26 protein-coding genes are annotated in these 22,690 nt (G+C 42.6%); all 26 read right to left on the bottom strand.

What is annotated here, in order from left to right:
• Positions 1-11: 11 nt before the first annotated feature.
• Positions 12-896, bottom strand: a complete 885-nt coding sequence (locus tag COU90_03310; protein PJE64449.1) for a transketolase — start codon at positions 894-896, stop codon at positions 12-14.
• Between the two features lie 25 nt (positions 897-921).
• A complete protein-coding gene (locus COU90_03305) occupies positions 922-3,255 on the bottom strand; it encodes a hypothetical protein (protein PJE64448.1) in 2,334 nt (777 codons plus the stop codon).
• Positions 3,256-3,257: 2 nt separating this feature from the next.
• On the bottom strand, positions 3,258-3,887 hold the full coding sequence (locus tag COU90_03300; protein ID PJE64447.1) for a hypothetical protein: 630 nt from the start codon (positions 3,885-3,887) through the stop codon (positions 3,258-3,260).
• Between the two features lie 67 nt (positions 3,888-3,954).
• Positions 3,955-4,191 (bottom strand): hypothetical protein, encoded by a 237-nt coding sequence (locus COU90_03295; protein ID PJE64446.1) that lies wholly within the window; start codon positions 4,189-4,191, stop codon positions 3,955-3,957.
• 12 nt (positions 4,192-4,203) lie between these two features.
• Positions 4,204-4,401 (bottom strand): hypothetical protein, encoded by a 198-nt coding sequence (locus COU90_03290; protein ID PJE64445.1) that lies wholly within the window; start codon positions 4,399-4,401, stop codon positions 4,204-4,206.
• Positions 4,402-4,435: 34 nt separating this feature from the next.
• Entirely contained in the window at positions 4,436-4,885 is a 450-nt protein-coding gene (locus COU90_03285) for a ribose-5-phosphate isomerase (GenBank protein PJE64488.1), read from the bottom strand.
• A gap of 19 nt (positions 4,886-4,904) precedes the next feature.
• Positions 4,905-5,906 (bottom strand): type I glyceraldehyde-3-phosphate dehydrogenase, encoded by a 1,002-nt coding sequence (gene gap / locus COU90_03280; protein PJE64444.1) that lies wholly within the window; start codon positions 5,904-5,906, stop codon positions 4,905-4,907.
• Position 5,907: 1 nt separating this feature from the next.
• Positions 5,908-6,834 (bottom strand): pyridine nucleotide-disulfide oxidoreductase, encoded by a 927-nt coding sequence (locus tag COU90_03275; GenBank protein ID PJE64443.1) that lies wholly within the window; start codon positions 6,832-6,834, stop codon positions 5,908-5,910.
• A 475-nt stretch (positions 6,835-7,309) separates the two neighbouring features.
• Positions 7,310-8,494 carry a GTP-binding protein gene (locus COU90_03270; GenBank protein PJE64442.1) on the bottom strand — a complete coding sequence of 395 codons (1,185 nt, stop codon included), beginning with the start codon at positions 8,492-8,494 and terminating at the stop codon, positions 7,310-7,312.
• Positions 8,495-8,505: 11 nt separating this feature from the next.
• Positions 8,506-9,852, bottom strand: a complete 1,347-nt coding sequence (locus tag COU90_03265) for a hypothetical protein (protein ID PJE64441.1) — start codon at positions 9,850-9,852, stop codon at positions 8,506-8,508.
• Positions 9,853-9,918: 66 nt separating this feature from the next.
• On the bottom strand, positions 9,919-10,179 hold the full coding sequence (locus COU90_03260; GenBank protein ID PJE64440.1) for a hypothetical protein: 261 nt from the start codon (positions 10,177-10,179) through the stop codon (positions 9,919-9,921).
• An 8-nt stretch (positions 10,180-10,187) separates the two neighbouring features.
• Complete coding sequence (gene atpD / locus COU90_03255) at positions 10,188-11,543, bottom strand: F0F1 ATP synthase subunit beta (protein ID PJE64439.1); 1,356 nt, start codon at positions 11,541-11,543, stop codon at positions 10,188-10,190.
• 60 nt (positions 11,544-11,603) lie between these two features.
• Positions 11,604-12,548: an ATP synthase F1 subunit gamma gene (gene atpG, locus COU90_03250; GenBank protein ID PJE64438.1), complete on the bottom strand. Its 945-nt coding sequence runs from the start codon at positions 12,546-12,548 to the stop codon at positions 11,604-11,606.
• 9 nt (positions 12,549-12,557) lie between these two features.
• On the bottom strand, positions 12,558-14,090 hold the full coding sequence (gene atpA, locus COU90_03245) for a F0F1 ATP synthase subunit alpha (GenBank protein PJE64437.1): 1,533 nt from the start codon (positions 14,088-14,090) through the stop codon (positions 12,558-12,560).
• Positions 14,091-14,121: 31 nt separating this feature from the next.
• Positions 14,122-14,499, bottom strand: a complete 378-nt coding sequence (locus COU90_03240; protein PJE64436.1) for a hypothetical protein — start codon at positions 14,497-14,499, stop codon at positions 14,122-14,124.
• 2 nt (positions 14,500-14,501) lie between these two features.
• Positions 14,502-14,996, bottom strand: coding sequence for a hypothetical protein (locus tag COU90_03235; GenBank protein ID PJE64435.1), 495 nt, complete (start codon positions 14,994-14,996; stop codon positions 14,502-14,504).
• Positions 14,997-15,006: 10 nt separating this feature from the next.
• Entirely contained in the window at positions 15,007-15,234 is a 228-nt protein-coding gene (gene atpE, locus COU90_03230) for an ATP synthase F0 subunit C (GenBank protein PJE64434.1), read from the bottom strand.
• 99 nt (positions 15,235-15,333) lie between these two features.
• On the bottom strand, positions 15,334-16,086 hold the full coding sequence (atpB, locus tag COU90_03225; protein PJE64433.1) for an ATP synthase F0 subunit A: 753 nt from the start codon (positions 16,084-16,086) through the stop codon (positions 15,334-15,336).
• A 75-nt stretch (positions 16,087-16,161) separates the two neighbouring features.
• The gene (locus COU90_03220) at positions 16,162-17,211 is read right to left on the bottom strand and encodes a hypothetical protein (GenBank protein ID PJE64432.1); all 1,050 of its coding nucleotides are present in this window, start codon (positions 17,209-17,211) and stop codon (positions 16,162-16,164) included.
• Positions 17,212-17,527: 316 nt separating this feature from the next.
• Positions 17,528-18,733 carry a hypothetical protein gene (locus COU90_03215; protein PJE64431.1) on the bottom strand — a complete coding sequence of 402 codons (1,206 nt, stop codon included), beginning with the start codon at positions 18,731-18,733 and terminating at the stop codon, positions 17,528-17,530.
• A gap of 120 nt (positions 18,734-18,853) precedes the next feature.
• Positions 18,854-19,531, bottom strand: coding sequence for a hypothetical protein (locus COU90_03210; protein PJE64430.1), 678 nt, complete (start codon positions 19,529-19,531; stop codon positions 18,854-18,856).
• 255 nt (positions 19,532-19,786) lie between these two features.
• A complete protein-coding gene (locus COU90_03205; protein PJE64429.1) occupies positions 19,787-20,419 on the bottom strand; it encodes a hypothetical protein in 633 nt (210 codons plus the stop codon).
• Between the two features lie 64 nt (positions 20,420-20,483).
• Entirely contained in the window at positions 20,484-20,756 is a 273-nt protein-coding gene (locus tag COU90_03200; GenBank protein ID PJE64428.1) for a hypothetical protein, read from the bottom strand.
• A gap of 26 nt (positions 20,757-20,782) precedes the next feature.
• A complete protein-coding gene (locus COU90_03195; GenBank protein ID PJE64427.1) occupies positions 20,783-21,253 on the bottom strand; it encodes a thioredoxin-dependent thiol peroxidase in 471 nt (156 codons plus the stop codon).
• Between the two features lie 70 nt (positions 21,254-21,323).
• A complete protein-coding gene (locus COU90_03190; protein ID PJE64426.1) occupies positions 21,324-21,731 on the bottom strand; it encodes a hypothetical protein in 408 nt (135 codons plus the stop codon).
• A 116-nt stretch (positions 21,732-21,847) separates the two neighbouring features.
• Complete coding sequence (locus tag COU90_03185) at positions 21,848-22,555, bottom strand: hypothetical protein (protein PJE64425.1); 708 nt, start codon at positions 22,553-22,555, stop codon at positions 21,848-21,850.
• Positions 22,556-22,690: the final 135 nt, after the last annotated feature.

Raw genomic sequence — 22,690 nt, 5'->3', positions numbered from 1 at the left:
AAGAAATAATATTATTCGTGTTCACTTTTTATTTTACCTCCCAGCGTACGAAGTTCTTCTAAAAATCGTTTTCCCTGATCTTCCTTTGGGATAATATCATCCGGTCCTTTTCCGGGAGGATTACCGTGCCAGCGATAATCAAATTCAATTTCCGGAATACCGCGTCCGGGAATAGTATGCGCGATAATCATAACGGGACGCTCATAAATGGCACGCGCTTCTTCTACACTGCCCACAATAGCGGGAAAATTATGTCCATCAATATCAAGAACATGCCAATTAAATGCTTCATATTTTTCCCTAAGCGGTTCCATGGGCATTATGTCTTCCGTCATACCATCTATCTGAATGTTATTTCTGTCAGTAATAGCTGTAAGGTTATCCAGGTGAAGTTTTCCGGCAAGCATAAGAGCTTCCCATACATTCCCTTCCTGCTGTTCACCGTCACCAAGCAGACAGTATACTTGATTTTGCTTATTATCCATCTTAAGCGCCAAGGCGATACCAATGGCCTGTGAAAGTCCCGACCCTAACGGTCCGGATGTGGTTTCAATACCCGGCAATGTTCCCCGATGAGGATGTCCCTGCAAGCGCGTGCCGATTTTCCGAAGTGTCATCAGCTCCTCTTTTGGAAAATAACCGGCATGTGCCAACGTGGCATAATACACGGGACAAATATGACCGTTGGAAAGCACGAGAATATCGCGATCCTCCTTATCGGGATTTTTAGGATCATGGCGTAGAATATGAAAATATAATGCCGTAAAAATATCGGCCATACCTAAAGGCCCTGCCGTATGACCGCTTTCCGCACATATTAGCATTTCAATTACAGACTGACGAATCATGTTCGCCGTTATTTCAAGGTCTCGAATTTTATCATCGGATATATGCATGGGAAAATATTAAGAAACGGTAACACTATCGAATAAAAGGCTGGAAGGTATCCGAAAATCCGATAGGTATCGGAACTACGGCTGTAATTTCATTGCCAGTAAGCTCTACATTAAGTAGAAGTCCTTCTGATGTCTCTTCCGAAAAATTTTGATCGAATATAAAGTTTCCCAAACTGTATGCGATAACGCCATTTCGATATTCTTCAATGGACTGAACCGTATGAGGATGATGCCCTATAATAATACGTGCTCCCGCATCAATGGCTGTTCGAGCAAGTAACTGCTGTCTTTTTGTTGGTCGTGCTTCGTATTCATTTCCAAAATGGAACGATACCACTAGTATATCAACCTTTTTACTTGCTTGTCGAACGGTATCTTCCACATATGTCGCCGAAGCAATGGCAATACCAGAAAGAGCGTCATCCGCAGAAAGCCAATCGGGACCTACATCAGTAAACGCCAGAAAACCAATGCGTCTCCCCTTCACCATGCGTATCGTTGGTTCAAGCAGTTCAGTACTGTTCCATGCGGCTCCCGTATATGCAATTTGAGCCCTATGCAGACGACGCATAGTGTCTTCCAGTGCCTCTCTTCCAAAATCACCTATGTGATTATTTGCAAGAGATACAACATCAATACCCGCACCTAAAAGAGCATTCATGCTTGCCGGATTCATACGAAATGAATACAGATTTTTTCTATCCTGTCCCGCGTCAGATACCGGACCTTCCAAATTTACAAATGCAAGATCGGCACGTTGTGTTTCCTGAACCACCTGTTCAAAAGGATACATCCAGTTATATCTTTGATCTTCTATAATATTTTCAATGCCTCTGTCCAACATAACATCACCGCCGAAGAGAAGAGAAAGGGATTCGTTATTATGTGTGTCATCTACGGGCGTATATAAAACAAATTGATTATCCTGCGTATCATTTTCGTATGAATAAGAAAAATTGTTTTTAACCCATAAACGAAGTCGTTCAACGTCAGACCGAATATCGTCCGATCCCAGAAGAACAACCGCTACCGGACGTTCTTCAAATTCGCCAAAAGGAATTAAAAATGTGGCTATGATTGTTCGTTTTGCCTCGGGAATATATCCCGTTTTACCCCCAAGAAATGAATCCTTTGAAGCAAACGGATGAATATTGCGCCATGCACCGTGGTTTCTTTCTTGGGTCATAATAAGAAGAGATCGTTTATCTTCCCACAAATGCTTTGTCAGGCGAAACAGATCAATAACCGTTGATGTGTTTTCGGGACTTAGTCCGGACGGCTCTTCAAACGATGTATGAGTAAGACCCAGACTCTTTGCTTTTTCGTTCATAAGACTTACAAACCAATGTTCCCCCATAGTGCGCGCAATGGCGTAGGAAGCATCGTTAGACGATGCCAGTAAAAGAGGCCACAACAACTCTCCTGCCTCGAATATATCTCCTTCACTAAGTCCTCCGGCGGCACCATAAATTTCAACATCTTCATTGGTTATGGTTACCGTTTTAAATTGGTTTATTGCCTCAAGCGAAACAAGTGCCGTCATTAGTTTGGATAAAGAAGCAATAGCGCGAACCTCATCCGGATTTTTTTCAAAAAATACAAAATCATTTTCAAGATCGGCAACAAAAGCCGAGCGCGCGGAAAGAAACGGCGGCGGCATAAATGAATCCGTTCCGGTATAGGAAAAAACGGTATTTGTGTTCTCATTATGATCAGGCGCTATGCCAGTGCCGGTACCGCTTATAACAAGCACCGGAACGCCTATGTCCATCTCTTTGAACAACGCTTCAGCATCTTCTTTCGAGAGACGGATACATCCGCCGGAAAACCCTTCCGGCACCGGAGAACCATTCGCGTACTCCGGCCAACCGTGAATGAAAAAATTGCCGAAAAACTGCATACTGTGCGGCATCCAAACATTTCCTATTGTAGAGTAGTGATTTTCCTCCTTTGTTTTAATAGTATATGCGCCGGTGGGTGTTTCCCATAATGAGCCCGGACGTCCTTTTGAACGAATGGGATATTCGTGTATGGCGGTTCCGTCTTCAAAAACACGTATCATCATTTCGGAAAGATCGGCAACAACGGCCCGCCCCGCAGACGGCGGCACAAGGAGAGTTGGATCAAGCGTGCGTGTTGCGTATGTATTTTGTGACCGATCATCCATAAAAGATATATCGGCTATTTTGATGATATCTTCTTTCGAAGAAGCTACGCCGGTATCGTCATGCGCTTCGGCATCAAAAAGCACTGAAGCCGGTTTTACAACATATTGAATACCTATTACGGGAAGTGCCGCAATGCCAGCGCCTAATATAAGAACGCCCATGCTCCATAGTATGTATGTCCGTATATACATGTTTATATATTTTGCAGATCTTTGATATTTTTTTCTATATCCCCCCCGTTAAAAATTGCTGAAGCCGCTACAATATGCGTAGCTCCCGCCTGTATGGCACGTCCGGCGGTTTCTTTATTCATACCACCATCCACTTCAATGAGGCATGTTGAACACATTCGACGTAATCCTTCAATTTTTTTGATAATCTTCTTTTGGAACACTTGTCCGGCATGCCCCGGAACAACAGCAAGTGTTTGTATTATGTCTGCCTCTTTTACATACGGCAATAATTGCTCCCATGACGTATCCGGATGAACGGCAATACCCGCTTCTATATCGGCGGCATGACATACACGCACAATACTTCGGGGGTCTTTTGCAGTTTCCACATGAAAAATAACGCGACGAACGTTGGGCAAAAGCCATGAGGATATCTTTTTTTCAATGTCAGTAACCATAAGGTGTACTTCGATAAAAAGAGGCGTTTTAAGCATAAGAAGATCTTTTGCATTGTGCCACAATATATTTTTCGTAAATGTGCCGTCGGCAACATCAATATGTACCCACCGTACATAGGGCTCTACCCGTTTTATCTTCTCTGTTACATCACGAAAATTCTCGGCATTAATTGCCGGTATGATCTCTATCATATGCTTAGTATAAGGAATGTCATACAAAAAGAAAAAGGAAATAAAAAAGAAGCAGTGTTATTGCTTCTTAGTTTCGCCAGCTTTCGCCGTCCAAAGGATCATCTTCCTCCCTTTCTTGTCCACGCGGCATACCACGACGAACACGTTCTTCATAAATCATTGCTCCGTGCTCCTCACACCATAAGTTGCCGATACCACAGGGCTTATTGCACGAAGAAGCGTCCGAGGCCCAAAAACATCCTTCTGTTTTTTCTTTAGGCATATTAGGCATAACTCCTCCTATATATTTTTTAGAAAGCATCATTCTAGCTAGATTTTACCGGAAGTTACCTGTCTCTTTTTGAGAGAGAGATATGAAAATACCGGTAAAAATGGTGGTGTAAAAAACTCCCAAAAAGGTGAGTATTACAGTAACCATCCTTCCAAAATCGAAAAATCCGGCTATGTTGTACGCGAGAACGCCTCCAAGACATCCGAACAAAAACAAAAGAATTATTGGAAGTCTAACACCCATAAGCACACTCCTTTTGTTGATTTCTGGGTTTATTTTATAATATATTATCAATTTTGTCAATACGACGCTTATGGCGTTCGTCTCCGCTAAAAGGTGTTTCGAGCCATAATTCCACCGCGCGCACGGCTTCATCGTCATGCACAAAAAGTGCGCCAAGAGATAATATATTCGCATCATTATGTTCACGAGAAAGCGTGATAATGCGTTCGTTTTTTCCGTACCACACAGCGGCACGCACATGAGGAAACCGATTTGCCATCATGGCTTCTCCCTGACCGGAAGCTCCCAAGATAATGCCTCTTGCATGGATGGGATCTTCGGAAACTTTTTTAGCAACCGGCGCTATATAGTCCGGATAATCATCCCCCGGCGTAAGACGATTTGCGCCCATGTCAGCGGTAGCATATCCTTCGGAGACCAAAAACTGCCGTATACGTTCTTTAAGCGGAAAACCGGCATGATCAGCGCCCAAATAAATTTTTATGTCCGAGTGCTGATTCATATTACAGAAGATTTTTTAGCTGGTGAACATGCTTAAGAAGCATGGCGGCATATCCCCATTCATTATCATACCAGCTCATTATTTTTACCAAATTACCATCTACAACACGAGTAAGCGTCGTATCTACAAGAGAACCATAGGGCTCTCCGATAATATCACTCGATACAACAGGGTCCTCTAATACGCGAAGAATCCCCTGCCATTGCGGCATGCCAGCAGAGGCACGAAAAATATCATTAATTTCTTCGGCTGACGTATCACGCTTTGCTAAAAAAGTAAAATCGATAATGGATCCGCTTATTATCGGAACGCGCACGGCTATACCATCAAACTTTTCCTTAAAAAATGGGATTGCCCGTTCTACCGCTTTAGCCGCTCCTGTAGATGACGGTACAATATTTTGCGCCGCCGCGCGGCCACGGCGATAATCTTTTGCTTCCGGTCCATCTACCAATGATTGTGTAGATGTATAGCCGTGTATAGTGGAAAGAAGCGCTTTCTCAATACCCGGCTCTTTCATCATAATCGCTACCACCGGCGTAGTTGCGTTTGTTGTACACGATGCGTTTGAGGTAATACGCCCCTCAACAAGAGTATCAATGCCGACATTGGGGGTAGCGGTAGGAGTTTCCTCATCCTTTGCCGGCGCTGAAATAACCACACGTCCCGCTCCGGCGGTGATATGTCCCATCGCCTTCTCCGTTGTGGTAAAAAATCCCGTCGATTCCACAACCACATCAATATCCAAATCTTTCCAGGGAAGATGTGCCGGATCCTTTTCCTGAAAAAAAGCAACGTCTTTCCCATCCACAACCAATTTCCCCTTCTCTGCTTTTACTGATTTATGGTATCCGCGATAGGTGGTGTCATAACGCAAAAGATACGCAAGGTTTTCCTCATCTCCCAGGTCGTTAATGGCAACAATATCAATATCTTCCGTACCAAACGCTTGCCGAAAAAATACACGCCCGATACGACCAAATCCATTTATTGCAATTCTCATATTATGTATTGTTTAAAATGTACTGATAAGCTGAAAGTGCCGCCTTTACGCCGTCTCCGGCTGAAATATTGTTTTGTTTATACATCTCATCCGTCACATCTCCCGCCGCATAGATGCCCGGCAGGGACGTTCCCGCCGTTTTGTGGTCGATAACAATTTCACCATGCTCGTTCAATTCTACCAAATCTTTCACGAAACCAGAATTAGGGACGGATCCTACCTCTACAAATACTCCACCTACCGAAAGTGTTTTTTCTTCGCCGCTTTTTGTATCGTGATACACGAGACCCGTTACAAACTGCTCTCCCGTCACTTTTTTTGTCTCTGCGTTTAAGAGCAACATCACATTGTCTTTCTGAGCTATTTTTTCCTGCGTTGAAGGGTCTCCCTTTACCGAATCGGAATATTCAAGCAGGTAAATCGTTTTAGCGTACGGAAGAAGATCGACAACCGCCTCCAATCCTGCGTTTCCGCCACCCACTACCGCTACGTCTTGGCCGCTAAAAATGGGGGCGTCACACGTAGAGCAATATACCACGCCTTTGCCGTCAAATTCTTTTTCGCCGGGAATACCTAGTTTTTTTCTTGCAGCCCCTGATGCGACAACAATTGTTTTTGCTTGATAAGATCCATCTTTATCGGTTGTAACGGTAAAGACACCGCCTTCTTTTACAATGCCCGTAGCAAGTTCCGGCATGGTAATAGTTACATCGTCCGGAAAATTACGCACATGATCCTCCAAATTCTTTGCTAGCTGGATGCCGGAAATCGTTTTTGTGCCAATCCAGTTATAAATTTCGGCAGAAACAATGGATTGTCCACCGAAAGATTCTGTTATAAGGAGTGTTTTTAGTTTTTTTCGAGCCGTATATACAGCGGCTGCTATTGCTGCCGGCCCTCCACCAATTATTATAACGTCATAAATCATATATACATTATGCCGTATGTATGCGGTAGTATGCAAATCAAAAGAATCCTTGCATTAATGCAAGGATTCTTTTGAAACCAAAAATCGCCTAACGGCGGTTTTTTGGGAGTTCGTCCTATACCAAGATCCCACCCCAGTATTTCATCTTTAGCAAGCTTAGCTAAAAAAATTATCTTTCGTACAGATTAAGCTTATGTGCCGGGAGTGTTCAGACCAACTTTAAGTCCGGTCGTGGACTGTGGCACATCCGTACATTTAAGGACATAACTCAATTTTATTATTAACTCCATGCTTGTGAATTAACAATAAAAAACTACCGGTTGCATTGTATCATCATTAGAACACGTCGGTAAGAACTTCCAGATTTGAGTGCAGTTCGAGGCACAAGTGAAAGTTTGAAATGAGCGGTATCGGGCATACCGTGAATAAGAACTTTTGCTTGTAACGAAGAAATGCGCCAAATATGGAAGTTCGCTTAACGAAAGGCTTCTTTGGTGTATATATTCCGTGGATCCCAAAATATCCACGAATCGAGGCCGGCATCATATACGGCCTGTTTTTGCTGAAGAATCATGTCTTCTGTGTATATGGCTCCCAAATCAAAATCCTGTAGCCACGGACGTAGTTTTTTAGGATCTTCCCCTATAAGACGTAATCTATGGGAGGCCTGTGCCATAGCATCATTAATAACCGCATATGGATGATCTGCCGGGTTTACTAAACCCTGAAAGCCGGTGGGATAATGCGAAGGATATACCATGGGAGATATATAATCCGCATGCGGAGCCGCTTTTTCTAGCACTTGCCCAATATTCAAATCATCATAATTCACCGTCGTCATGCCAAATATATCAAGCGAGATAGGTATGCCTAAGTGTTCAAGACGTTTGTCCATGTAAGCAAAAAATGTCTCCAGAATATCCGATCGCGGCGTCACCTCATCCCATACGGGAAATGAAATATCCTGCATGTTTCCATCCGACGGAAACCGAATATAATCAAAGTTAAGTTCATCAAACCCAACCTGTTCCGTAGCTTCGGCAACGCGCGCTATGTAATTCCACATTTCGGTTGATGCCGGATCCACCCATGAAAGCCCCTTTCGATCTTTCCATATTTCACCTGCTTTTGTCTGAACCGCCAGATGAGGATATGCGGCTGAAAAAATGGGGTCCTGAAATACGCTAATGCGAGCTATGACATACACACCCTCTGCATGCAGGCGATCAATAAGATTTTTCATGTCCGGCACACGAATATCTTCCGATCCCAATTCATTAATCAAATCGTCATCCGTATCAAACGAAATTTGCCCGCTATAATCTTTTACATCGATAACAACCGCGTTAATTTCAGATGTTCGCATGAATGTTATGAGTGTATCCCGAAACGACGGCGTGCCGGCAACCCAACTTGTCATATAAACTCCCTTAAGCGGTACGGGGGTGTGCAGATGTTTTGGCGGCGGAGGTTTTGGCGGTAGTGAATCTTTTTGTTCGGAAACTGACAACTGTGCCGTTAAGGGATCTGCCACTTCCTTCGCATAATATGTGCTGGCGGGTACCGCGTCTATATTATTCCAAAAACTAAACGCCATAAAAGCGCCTATACCCGGGATAACCGTCAAGAAAAAAACATAATGTAGTGGCTTTCCGATCATACTATTATATATTAACCGATACTTTCCTTGAGCGATGCGCGCGGATTTGTAAGGTACGGACGGTAGGGCGTTACGGATACCTTATCCCGGATAAGGCGTTCGAGAACCGTTTTATCTTCAAATTTATTTATCATAATCGCTCCTGTCAAAAAATCATTCTTTATAAAAAACCGTTCATAGTATGTTTTGTCGTCTGTTCGCGTAATAATCTCTTTTTCATGCGCTTCATCATCAATATCACCCAAAAATGTCACATGCATTTTTTGAATATCAATAGCGTAAGATGCCACGTGCCGAAATTCTTTTTTCTTCTCCGTACCCGTAAGAGATGCCGCCATATTTATACCCGCTACATATCCTTGCATAAATGCATTATTCCAATTTCCAATAAGCATATACTTTTCAAGAATACCGTCGTAGTACTCGGCAATATCCCCGGCTACCCAGATATCCGGCACCGACGCTTCAAGATAGCTGTTTGTTTTTATACCGCGATTAACTTCAATGCCCAAACCGGTGAATAATGTAAGGTCGCGCATAATACCAATTCCTACGGCAACAAGTCCGGTAATAAATGCCTGCTCTCCACGCGCTTGTACGTTTATAGTCCCGTCTTCATTCCCGGCAAGCGATATGATTTCACGTTCATGATGAAATATAACTCCACGTTCCATCAAATAACGCTCGATAAACTGCGAGCCTGTTTCGTCCATATAAGGGTGCCAATATCCGCTTTCCTGTAAAAAACAGTGTACGGTAAATCCGTGAGGCAAAAGAGTGTTAATATATTCAAGCCCTATAAACCCGCCGCCCACAACAACCGCCTCCTTTAAGGGCGCATAGGATATCTGTTTTCGAAATGCATCGGCATCATTTATAGTCTGAAAACGAATTATTGGCAAAGAATCGCTCCCCGGAACATGCCATGGCTTTGGGGTACCGCCACTTGCCAGTAGAAGTTTTTTAAAATAAATAATCTTCCCTTTTTGCGTTTCCACTATTTTACGCACCACATCAATAACAATAGCCTCGTCACTCACAAAAAGATTTATACGATTTTTCGCATAATCTTCCGCTGTTCGGAGAAAAACGTTTTCACGATGAATGCGTCCTTCGATGTACTCCGGAAGCATTACGCGCGAATAAAGCACTTGGTCCTCTTTCGTAAGGATAGCAATAAGACCCTCCCCATCATGCTCACGAATAGTTTCGGCCGCCGTAGTACCGGCAATACCGCCACCAATAATAAGATAATCTGTATGAATATCAGCCATAGAATAATTCTTAGATGTTAGGGTGTATGACTTAGCGGATATGTTGTGGAGTATAACATGGAGAGGATGGTAAATAAAAAGCATACCACTAACAATGGCATACTGATTTGAGTTTTACCGTTCAAAGACTCCTTTTTCACTTACACAGAACTAATGCTCCGGTTTCGGATCCTCTTCCACTAAGACCCTTACTTCGTTAGTGCCTTTTACTTCCAAGAAACCAGAGCGGATAGGGATGTAATTATCGGTGCCATCCGTATTCTTGATAGACATCGTGCTTCCTGTTAGAACCGAAATAAGCGGCCGGTGATTATCTAAAACGGTAATATCGCCACTGACGGTAGAGCAGTTAAGAGAAACGGCGTCTCCCTGATACAGCACATTTTTAAGCGAGTATATGCGGAGCTTCATAGTAGTATTTAGTTTTCTAATGCGCCTTTCATATAAAATTCCTGCTCCGGCTTATCATCATGCACGCCATCCAAAATATCTTTGAAATCTTTAATGGTTTGCTCGCGCGATACAAACTGTCCGGCGGAACCGGTAAATATTTCCGCAACGAAAAACGGCTGGGAGAGGAAATTTTGAATTTTACGTGCTCGATCTACTGTTTTTTTATCTTCCTCGGAAAGTTCTTCAATACCTAAAATGGCGATAATGTCCTGGAGCTCTTTGTATCGCTGAAGTGTTTGCTGTACGCCCCGTGCTACATTATAATGTTCCTCGCCCACGATGGCGGGAGTGAGTGCCGTGGATGTGGAAGCAAGAGGATCTACCGCCGGATAAATACCAATTTCGGTAAGAGCCCTGTTAAGAACAAGGGTGGAATCAAGATGACTAAACGTCGCCGCCGGCGCCGGGTCCGTAATATCATCGGCCGGCACATAAATTGCCTGTACGGATGTAATGGATCCGTCTTTAGTACTTGCAATACGCTCCTGCAATTCTCCCATTTCTGTAGCAAGCGTCGGTTGATATCCGACAGCTGACGGCATGCGCCCCAAAAGCGTAGAAACTTCAAGCCCCGCCTGTGAGAAGCGGAAGATATTGTCGATAAATAAGAGAACATTCTTTTTTTCTTCATCACGAAAATACTCCGCCATCGTAAGTGCGGAAAGAGCCACCCGAAGACGCGCCCCCGGCACTTCATTCATCTGCCCAAATACAAGTGCCGTTTTATCAATAACACCGGATTCCTTCATTTCATTATAAAGGTCGTTTCCTTCCCGTGATCGTTCTCCTACGCCGGCAAAAACCGAAGCACCCCCCGATTCCTCTGCCACGTTACGAATTAGCTCCTGCAAAAGCACTGTTTTCCCCACACCAGCACCGCCAATAAGGCCTACCTTCCCTCCTTTAATAATAGGTGCCATAAGATCAATAACCTTGATACCTGTTTCAAAGATTTCTGTTTTTATGGACTGTTCCGTAAGCGGAGGAGAGGCGCGATGAATGGGCCAATATTTTTTAAAATCTTTTTTCTCGACATTAAGCGTATTTCCCAACACATCAAATATATTTCCCAACACATCTTCCCCCACCGGAACTTTAATCTGTTCACCCGTATCAGTAACATCCATACCGCGCCGAAGCCCGTCCGTTGATGCAAGCGAGACTGCTCGCACATATCCGGGCTCCAAATGCTTTACTGTCTCGAGTGTAATAACCTTGTCTTCATTTTTAACGGTGAGCGCGTTGAACAATGCCGGCATGGCATCCTTTGGAAAACGCACGTCCACCACGGGACCGATGATTTGACTTATTTCTCCTTTCATATTTTTTCTGTTAGCATATTATCTGTTCGAGTTTCTGACACTATATTATGATATGCATAATTATAGCGCTTCCGCTCCCGCCGTAATTTCGGTGAGTTCTCTTGTAATACCTGCTTGACGGGATTTATTATATTCAATGGAAAGCGTATCCAAAATATCATTTGCATTATCCGAGGCGTTCTTCATCGCCATCCGGCGGGATGCATGCTCTGATGCATTTGCTTCCAGTATAGTGTGGTATATCTGCATCATGACAAGATGAGGAATTAATGTTTCGAGTGCCTTTTCGGGAGACGGCTCAATAATATACTCCTGATCCTTTGCCGTGCGTTCATCTTGCGCAAAAAAAGAAAATCCTTTTTCATTAAATTCTTCCGTAAAACGTTTTGTTACGGGAATAATCTCCCGGGCTGTTTTTTCCAAACTCTCAAACGTTATCGGAAACACTTCTCGTGTTACAACATTCTGTGAAAGGGCACTTTTAAAATTAGTGGAAAGAATAACAACAGAATCCCATTTATGAGAAAGATATCCGTTTAAAAGCATGGTGGCAAGAGGACGCACTCCTTCTACCGTAGTAATATCACCATATTGCGTAAATGATGCCTCCGTCGGGTAACCCTTTCTTTGAAGAAATTGAGCGGACTTGGTCCCTACGGCAATATACACCGAGGATACATTCGTATGCTTAGTTTCCATGTATTTTTCACAAGCACGAAACACGGCACTATTAAAAGATCCCGTGAGCCCCTTATCGGACGCAATTACAACAACGGCGGTACGTTTTATTACCCGCTCCTTCAGCAAGGGAGGCGTATAGGGCATCTCTACGCGCGAAAGTTGGGCAAGGAGTTCAAGAACAGTATATACATACGGGCGAGATGCAAGCGCCACATCCTGACTCTTGCGCATTTTTGTCGCCGCAACAAGTTCCATGGCCTTTGTTATCTGGCCGATGTTTTTTACGGTCTTGAGACGACGTTTTATGTTTTGCAGGGATTCCACAGTTTAAAATTAGTTTTTGTAACCCTCTACGAACGTTTGAATAATATCCCTCAATGTTTTTTCCAATTCTTCATCAATCGTTTTCTTTTCTCGAATCGGTATCAAGATATCTTTTTCATGCAATCTTTCCATGTGCTCCATAAATGCTTTTTCAAACGCCGGGATAATATCGGGATCAAGTTTTGCAAGATAACCATTTATAGCGGCAAAAAACAAAACGGCCTGATATTCAAACGGAACGGGAGATAAGTCGGATTGCTTCAAAAGTTCCGTCATAATACGCCCCTCTTGAATACGGGAACGTGTCTGTTCATCTACATCAGACGCAAACTGTACGAACGACTGCAATTCCCGGAATTGTGCAAGTGTAAGACGCAATTTCCCTGCTACTTTTTTTATGGCTTTTGTTTGTGCCGCCGAACCCACGCGCGAAACGGAAAGACCCGCATTAATAGCCGGACGCATGCCTTTATTAAACAAATCGGATTCCAAATAAATTTGTCCGTCTGTAATGGAAATTACGTTTGTGGGCACATAGGCGGTAACATCGCCAAGTTGTGTTTCAATAATAGGAAGGGCGGTAAGAGATCCGCCGCCTTTTTCTTTTGATAGTTTCGCGGCACGCTCCAATAAGCGGGAATGCAGATAAAAAATATCTCCCGGATATGCTTCTCGTCCGGGCGGACGGCGCAGTAAAAGTGCTATTTGACGATAAGCGGATGCATGTTTGGAAAGATCGTCATAGATGATTACCGCATCCTTGCCGCTATCACGAAAATATTCTCCCACTGCCGCGCCCGCAAAAGGTGCCAGATACCAATGCGCCGCACCAGATGCCGCCGGCGCGGAAACAACAACCGTATAATCCATAGCGCCATGTTTTTTCAATGTTTCAATAGTACGGGCAATTTTAGATTCCTTTTGTCCGATAGCAACGTAGATACAAACAGGTGGCTCGCCGCCCTCTTTTTTCTGGTTGATAATAACATCAAGAGCAATAGCTGTTTTCCCCGTCTGCCGATCTCCAATAATAAGCTCGCGCTGTCCGCGCCCGATAGGAATCATGCTGTCGATAGCTTTTATACCCGTGTGAAGCGGAACATTAACCGACTCACGATCAATAACAGAGGGTGCGTTCTCCTCCAACAATTGGCGCTTTTTATTGCTCCCCTCTTTATATAGCGGTCCGGCCCCATCAAGAGGACGACCCAGAGGATCAATTACACGCCCCACAATATCCGGACCAACATCCAAGGAAAGTACGTTTCCGGTACTGCGAACAGTATTTCCCGCCTCGATGGATTCATACCCGCCGAGCACCAATACACCAATTGTTTCTTCCTCCAAATTAAGAGCAAGAGCAGAACATTCTCCCTGCCGTGTTTCAATTACGAGAAGCTCCTGACTCATTACATTCCGAAGCCCCGATACTTTTGCAATACCGTCCGCAACTTCAATAACAGAACCCACATCCCGCCATTCGGCAGAATCGGTAAAACCCGCTATCTCTTTTTTTAATTTTTCTACAATTTCGTAGCTCATTGTTTAGATTTTAGATACAGAGTCTATAACACTAGACGCCTAATAGTCGTTTTAATTTATACTGCAGTGAAGCATTGTATTCTCTCTCATCATCCACAACAACACGTATACCCGCCCCCAACTCAGGACGTATCTGCTCTTTTATTATATCTTCTTTTGTAAATGATTCGGTAATTTTCTTTTGTAGAATGTCGGATACGGTTCGCGCTGTCTGTACCGTAATAACATGTCCGCCGTTTTTTCGTGTAAGTTCGCGCTCGATAGCGTATATAATACGTTCCGCATGAGAAATATCTCCCGTACGCTTAAGTACGGTAAGCATATTTTTAACAAGATCATGCGCCATTTTCGGATATTCCTCCATGGCAGATGCAAATGCGCGTGCGTATAATACGGGGGCGTATTTCATGCTTATTTTATGCGCTGAAGCGCTTTTCCAATAAGCGCCTCGTCAATACTATCCGGAGATATGTCCGCGACGGCAAGTACAGCATCACGCACCAGCGTACGCGCCTCTTTTTCTACTTCCCCCCGCGTTTTTTGACGTTCGGCTTCTATAGATTGAACAGCTTCGCGAAGAAGTACCTCTCCCTTTTTACGAGAAGATTCCAAAAGAGCTTCCTCTGTTTCTTTTGCGCGAACATCAACAGCACGTAGAACCTCCATTGCCTCTTGTTCAGCCTTCCGCAATTTATTCTTGGCCATCTGCTGTACATCCTCCATACGCTTATCGGCGGCATCCGCTTTTGCAAGCCCTTCTTCAATACGCTCCCGCCGTGATTTAAGAATATGAGCCAGGGGCTTAAAGGCAAAAAACCGCAGTGCCGCAAGAACAATAGCAAAGTTTACCACCTGACTTAACAGAAAGCGGCCATCTATGCCAAATTGTCTTACAAATTCTTCCATGAAGTCCTTATTATACGAATTTGATGATAAGAGCAACTACCAATGCATAAATTGCGATAGCTTCGGCAAAAGCGATTGCCAGAATCATTGCCGTCTGCACTTTGGGGGCTGCTTCCGGATTGCGTCCAATAGCCTCGACTCCCTTAGCACCAATCCATCCAATAGCAATAGCCGGTGCAATTGCCCCAACAGCAATAGCTCCCATTGTTGCCCATAATTTAATTACTTCTGTTTCCATAGGATTATATATTAATTTAATAGTTATTTCATCACTCTCGCATCTTCGACCCTTTAAAACTCACTCATGTGACTTTACAGTAAGACACATGAGAAAGTTCTAATGATGCTCTATCGTCGCCATGGAAATAAAAACCAAGGCAAGCATTGCAAATACAAACGCCTGAATAAAACCCACAAAAATTTCAAGAAAGAAAAAGGGTACCGGAGCTATAAGCGGTACTAAAAAAGCAATTACGACAAGCAATACCTCGCCTGCAAAAACGTTTCCGAAAAGACGAAACGCAAACGATATCATTCTAGCAATTTCTGAAATAAGTTCAAGTATCCCTATAAAAAAACCTATGGGGCTTTTAAAGTTAAGGAACTTTCCGATATGCGCTTTTACTCCTATAGCCGCTATACCAAAAACATTCACCATAACAACGGTAAGTATGGCAAGCGCAAGAGTAAAATTAAGATCGCTGGAAGGTGCGCGTAATAAAGGAGTAAATGTCATATGATGCTCCCCATGCAAAGCGACCTCTTCATAAAACCCGATAGAACCAACGCCGGGCAAAATACCAAACCAGTTGGAAAAAAGAATAAAAAGAAATATCGTGGCAACAAACGGAAGATATTTTTCGGATTTACGGCGCTCACCCAAAACGGAGTCCATTAAAAAAAGTCCCTCTTCGTAAACAATCTCCGCCACGCTTTGAAATCCGCCCGGAACAAGCCGTATACGCCTCTGTAATAATATACTGCCAATCAGCAAAAAAAGAACCACAACCACGGAAAGAATAAGAGCGTTTGTTACGGAAAAAGTTCCCACAGAAAAAATAGGTTCGGCACTGAGAAAAATTTCATGCATAATGCTTATTTTCTACCATACTGCGGGGATATACGCAAGAAAAACCCTTATTATTCTACGTATTCCTTAGCTCCTTTACGCCCGCAAACGATTCAAGCGTTTTTCATAGGCTATAATTCCTCCCAAAGAAATAAGAAGAAATATAAGAAGAATACCCAAACCGCCAATCGCCATCCCGATAAAACCGGAAAAGAAAGATGCCTTCCGAGAAGGTGGGGATAAAATATGTTTCCCTGCGATGCCGGAATCTGTAGATTGCTCTTCGTATATATATTCATATGTTCCGGAGGATGTACTTATTGTGGAGGTAGACACCTTAAACGATGTGTCGTTTTGCTTTAATGTTGTTTGTCCTCCCGCAAGAATGGCGTACGGCTCATGTTCATCCACCGCAACTACATACATTAGTATGCGCGTTTCATGCGACTCCATGCGATTTATTGTCCATAGTACAGTCTTGTCTTTTTTGCTATATACACCCTTATCCGATATGGAAAGTATGGGAGGCGGCACGGAAAAGGCAAGCGTGTCTGTTATGACAATATCATGCAGTTCTTTTGGTCCTTTATTTGTAACGTGAATAGCATACGTAATAATGGAATTACCGGAAAGACGTATATCTTTTTCTATATCCCATTCCGACACTTTCTCCAAGGGCATGTCACTGCCGGAAAAATCGCACACACACGGATTATTATCAGGTTGAATAAATACCTCATCTTTTTCTTCCGACAGTACATATCCATAGTCGGTTGTTACTATACCGCCGCGAGAAATACCATTTTCATTATAAGCAACGGACCGATAATAAACGGGGATAATAATTGAGGTAATATTATAAGAATAACCCTGCCACGAAGAAGCCGCGTCCAGGGATATGCCGGGCGTTGCATTGGGAAGACTATCGGGAGATAATCCCCACTCAAACCACGCAATGGTGGATTTCCCCTCCGGACGCACCATTCCCCGCATGGTTACGTTTTGTTCGTTTCGTGTTCCGACATCACTAAAAACCACCGGTTCTCCCCTATGAGAAAGGCTTGCAGATTCGGCATATGCCGTAAAAACAAAAGAAAAAATGAAAAAAAGTATTCCTACCGAACATATGACCGTGAGATATTTCATGGTCATATTATAATATAAAATATATTATATGTCAATAATTTTACAGAGTAGTTTTTGAACTTTTGTACGATAAGAAACGCTACCTACTCCTGATACTACTAAGAAACAATTAGAGGAATTAGTTGCTTTAATCAGAATCCAATCTACTTCACACTTCATTCAGTGACATGCGATTAAAGAATTCCCACCCTAAGCTCAAACTTATGTCCCATTATATAAATTTTTTTATACGGACTTCGTTAAAATAAAAAGCCTTCCTAAATACAAGAAAGCTAAAAGATTTGATTATATAACAACAGGTTAAAAAGTAGACACATTAGTACATTCGGTTCCAATTCACCGGTACCCATCCGGAATAGGTACTGCTACTGGTGTCATAATGGCTGGTATACCGGATTAGTGGGTTAGTCTTGCTTGTCGCTTGATATACATATGCGGTATCGCCATTTGATAATTTAAACTCCATTTGATAAAGCTCAAAACTACTCATCCAGTTATAATCAACACTATACGTCTCCGTTTTTACCGAATCGTATCCATTATCATTCTCCACTGCATGAAGCATATCAAGTCGGGCACGGTCTTCCGTAAAGCCGTTTCCCGGAATAAGGATGTAGAAAACAGGGCCGGAAATAAGTGTTTTAATGGCATACCTTTTACCGTTTTCAAAGAAGTTATTGTCGACATCAATGTAATAGTACCATGTTCCATCCCTCTCATGGAGAATGGGCTTTGACGGTATCCATCCAGCCGCAATGGCATTTCTCAAACTCTTGCGCTCTCCATTATGCCAAATGTACATTGTAGATGATGGCGCATTACCCTGCATGGTGAATGTATACCAGTTACCCGGAGCAGGAGTGCTATGGCCGACGATATCGCGCCGATCATCAACAATCAGCGATGGAGCACGATATTTTAATGCGTGATCCACCGTGAGTGGATTTTGGTAGGTATTTTCGGTAAGCGAAATACTATCATCCCACAATGCCTCCCAATGAAGATGCGCAGGCCATCCCACTGTCCCACCAGTTCCACCAAGATATGCGACAACATCCCCTTTCGAAACAAAACTTCCCGTACCCGATCCGGAAAAAGAAACTTCACTCGGATTAATCCCGGTAATGTGTAAATACACGCTATCAAATGTTTGCACATCATTCGGTGCCAGTGCATACGGAAAAGAATACCGAATGTGAAGCTGTTTGCCTTTTGTGGAATTGCCCGTGTCATCCACATACACAACTTTTCCGAATGCAATTGCTCGTAGGGGGTAACCCTCATCCGTGTCGTCACCACACATTCCGTTCCAATCTTCGCCCATATGGTATTTACTGATAATACCATTCCATTGCATATGGTACTGATCGTAATCCAGTTTAAATCCACTCTGACTACAATATGGTCCTGAATAATCCTCATCTTGCGGTACATCAAACGTCCCAGTCGGAGAACTTACAGGATTAATTGATCCTGCGTATACAGATCCAATAAACGCACCGATAAAAACCGTGCCAGTCAAGAACAATCTAATCTTCATACATTTACCCTCCTCTAGTTGTGAAAGAACAAGGTCGGTTACCAATTAACCGACCGTAATATTTTACTAAATTAATACCCTCTTTGCAATATCCTCCGGAATCTACGGAGTAAGCTTGAAAGAGAGAAGGATTTGTTCTAGAACATCTAAATAATAATCGGGATCAGAAGGATTTTTCAGATCTGGTCCAATTATACGAAACGTATACGTCCTATTCCCTTTCGTGTTTCCAAATATTACATCTGATAATGCACTTGATGCTGAAAAGTTCTTTTGGGCTTCATCGGAAAGCGCGTACCCATAAACAGTACCTGCCTTAATTTTTCTATATTCTGAAGATTTCGTGCTTTCACTAACGTATTGCTCAATAGGTATTATTTCTACTACCATGTAGATACCGTTATCGGCTCCGTGACCTATTCTCTTATCGTAAAGAACCATAGTTGCATTTGGTCCGGCCTGTTTTTCCCCATGAGATTGGATTTTCCAGTTTCTTGGATATCTTATTTCAAATGCGATATTATTATCAAAACTGCTTGGCTTATACGTCTCCCAATCTGACGTATCAAGCGTGTTATCCGGAAATGCAAGTTCCTCGTATGTACTATCCGGGGTAGTGGCGGGCGGTTTCTCCATTCTGTCTTTAGGCATTATTCCATTTACCGGTTCTTCCATTGAATCCTCTGGCATAAGCCCGTTTTCCGATTTCAAAAACAGCGTCCCCGCTAAAGTAATGGTGACTATGATTAGTATAATTATATATTTTTTGTTCCAGTGCATGTATAGTATCAAAAATGTACTTGAATATAATCTTTACACCATAACACCTTTTTTATTTTTCTCAATACCCTCCAACGGCAGTTCGATAATAAACGCGCTCCCCCTATCAGCACCTCCCGGTTCGGCGCGAATGGTTCCGTGATGCACTTCTATCTAAATAAGGCGTGCGACATAAAGAACAAGGTCGGTTACCAATTAACCGACCTTGCGATGATAGTATACTATCATTTTTTTGCAATAAGTAATTTCTATGGATTACTTGATGAGTTTGAACGAAAGGAGCATTTGCTCCATTTCTGATTTATATTTATCTGCGTTCGGCTCGTTAAGTTCACCAAATTCGTAAGTTATGTTATTTTGCCCTTCTAAAATGTACCTTTCATACACATAAAATCCTGGGCCTTCAAAATCTTTTGTTTCAATACCAACAGTGTTATTCACTTTTATATATTCTTTTACACCAGCCATTGGAAACATTTCGCTGTTTTCTACATTCTCAATTTGATTTTCGAGCGAAATATTCCGAACACGCATAAATACCAAGTAATCGGAACTTGGAATACCATCAGGGAAAAACCGCAATTCGCCCCCATATCCACTTTCAGAAAAACTACTTACTGCTGTACCACGGTGTATCAAAGGTGCATTTATCTTCCACCCTCTCGGATACCGAATCTCAAACCCGAATTCTTCATTGCGGTACATCTCCCAATCCGACGTATCAAGGGTATTGTCCGGAAATGTAAGTTCTTCGTACTTGTCTTCTTCGCTAATTATGGGTTCGTCTGGAACATTGATAGGTTGATATTCCGACCTAAATACCAACGCACCCGTTACCGCAATGGCTATAAAAACGATTATCAGTACGGCTGTCTTTTTTATATTCATGGCGACATTGTATTATAAATGAGCCGTAAAGGCAATTTAAAACCACTCTTACGCGACACGTAAGTTACAGACGCTTTTTGAGATTTTTTTCAGCTTTTTCTATTTGTGCTTTTGAGAGATTATGCGTTCCCTTATTCTTTTTCAGCAGTTCGATGGTTTTTTTCAACTCATCTCCGTCAATTCCCTTATCATCATGTTTTTCATTAAGAGAACCGCTAAAAATATTTTTAAGATCATTAATATCCGAATCGTTAAGTCTCTCGTGACGAAGTGCATTTAGTGAATCACGAAATTCTTCGCGTGTTATTTTCTTTTTACCGGTAAAAAAGATTCCCATGTTTTTTGAAAATTAAAAATAAAGATTTATGTCCGAAGCATTTTTACATCTTTAAGGATCATATCCGCATGCTCATTAGGTTTTACATTTTCATATATTTTCGCAATATTGCCTTCCGGGTCTATGAGAAATGACGTACGGGAAATACCCATATACTCACGTCCCATGAATTTTTTTGTTCCCCACACATCATACGCCTTAAGAACAGTCAATCCTTCATCTGAAAGGAGCGTAAAGGGAAGATTATATTTTTCTTCAAACTTTTTATGTTTTTTTACGGGGTCTTTACTAATACCAAAAACTGTAATTTTTGCTTTTTTAAAGGCGGCGTAATTGTCTCTAATTCCGCACGCCTGCACGGTACATCCGGGCGTATCATCCTTTGGATAGAAATAAACAAGCACCCATACGCCTTTGTAATCCGCTAAACGGCATATGTTCCCGTTTTGATCGGGAAGTTTTATGGCAGGCGCCTTTTTTCCTTCTTTTAATTTCATGCATCTATTATACCACAGAGTCCACGTAAAAAAAGAACCCCTTACCTTAAAATGTAAGAGGCAAAAGAGTTTAAGGAAGGACATTAATTTGTACGGGAGCCGTTCCTTGAGTTAAAAAGCCCAATTTTTTTGCGGCGGCATAGGAAACGTCCAAAACTCTCCCATATCGAGCAAAGTTTCCCGTGTCGTCGATGGTAAGAACGGCACTTTTTCCATTACGCAGATTGGTTACGCGTATGCGCGTTCCACACGGAAATTTATCTCCCAAATCCATATGCGCGGCGGTTAATTGCCGGCCTGTGTAAATATTACCGCACGCAGTACGCTTCCCCCAAAAGCCCGGACCGTACCAAGAAGCAATTTTTTGCTGTCGGTATGTTGTTGCTATAAACATACCCTTCACGCGCGCACCAACCTCTACGACACACATCACATACGCAATAATAACCACTGCCATTATCCCAAGGACCTTCACCATTCCGTACTTCCTTTCCTTCAAAGAACTATATTTCAGCAAAAAAGCTGAAAGCGATTTTTGTTTTTACACAAAAACCCATTTCAGCTTTCTGCTCTTCACATATACTACCGTATATACTACAGCGTATGCAACGGTTCTATCAGCACCTGTGTTACGCCGGCACCCTGATACCCAAGTTCCTTGGCCGCCTGCTTTGAAAGATCAATACCGCGATTATATTTTTCAAAATTACCACGATCAGTAATGGGAATGACGAGAGATTTTCCGTTTTCCAAATTAGTTACCCGCACCTTCATATTAAGAGGTAAGTGCATATGCGCCGCAACTATATCATTCTGATCAAAAATCTTCGTATTTGCCATGGGACGCCCTTGAAATCCGGGTCCGTACCATGACGCCTCTACGATCTGCTTGTCCCATGAAAGTTTATTGATTTTGATAATTCGTCCCGGATCCAGATAATACCGCGGTCCATTCAGATTATTCCATTCAATAATCTGCTTTGGTGTTACCCATATGTTTTCCTTTTTAAGATCACGCGCAATGCTATGAATATTATCACCATCCTCTACCGTATAATCAAATGACTCTACAATAGTGTAATGCTCTCCTATGGGTTTAGGCGTACTTGATTCAATATAAGCAACAACGTTTTCTATTTCTTTTTGAAGATCCTCCGGTGCCGGAACAGGTAAAAGAATATTTTGTAAAAATGTGGATACTCCGAAAAATCCAGCGAGTACCTTTCTCGAGAATTGCGACTGTTTACTATATGTAATACACGTACCCCTACAATTACGTAAAATTGTTTTGTTTTCGTTCATAGACACCGAATCCTATTCGCAGACATAGGAGAAAATCTGTCTCCTATTCTTCCAAACGCCATATTCATCGATGGGAGCATTATACACAAAAAGGGTATAAAAGTCAATACAAGCAGAGCGCCTTATACATATTCA

It is taken from the genome of Candidatus Ryanbacteria bacterium CG10_big_fil_rev_8_21_14_0_10_43_42 (assembly GCA_002793915.1).
Taxonomy (GTDB): Bacteria; Patescibacteriota; Minisyncoccia; order Ryanbacterales; family 2-02-FULL-48-12; genus 1-14-0-10-43-42.
The sequence above is the reverse complement of the archived record's forward strand: the minus strand, read 5'-3'. Positions and strand labels throughout refer to the sequence as shown.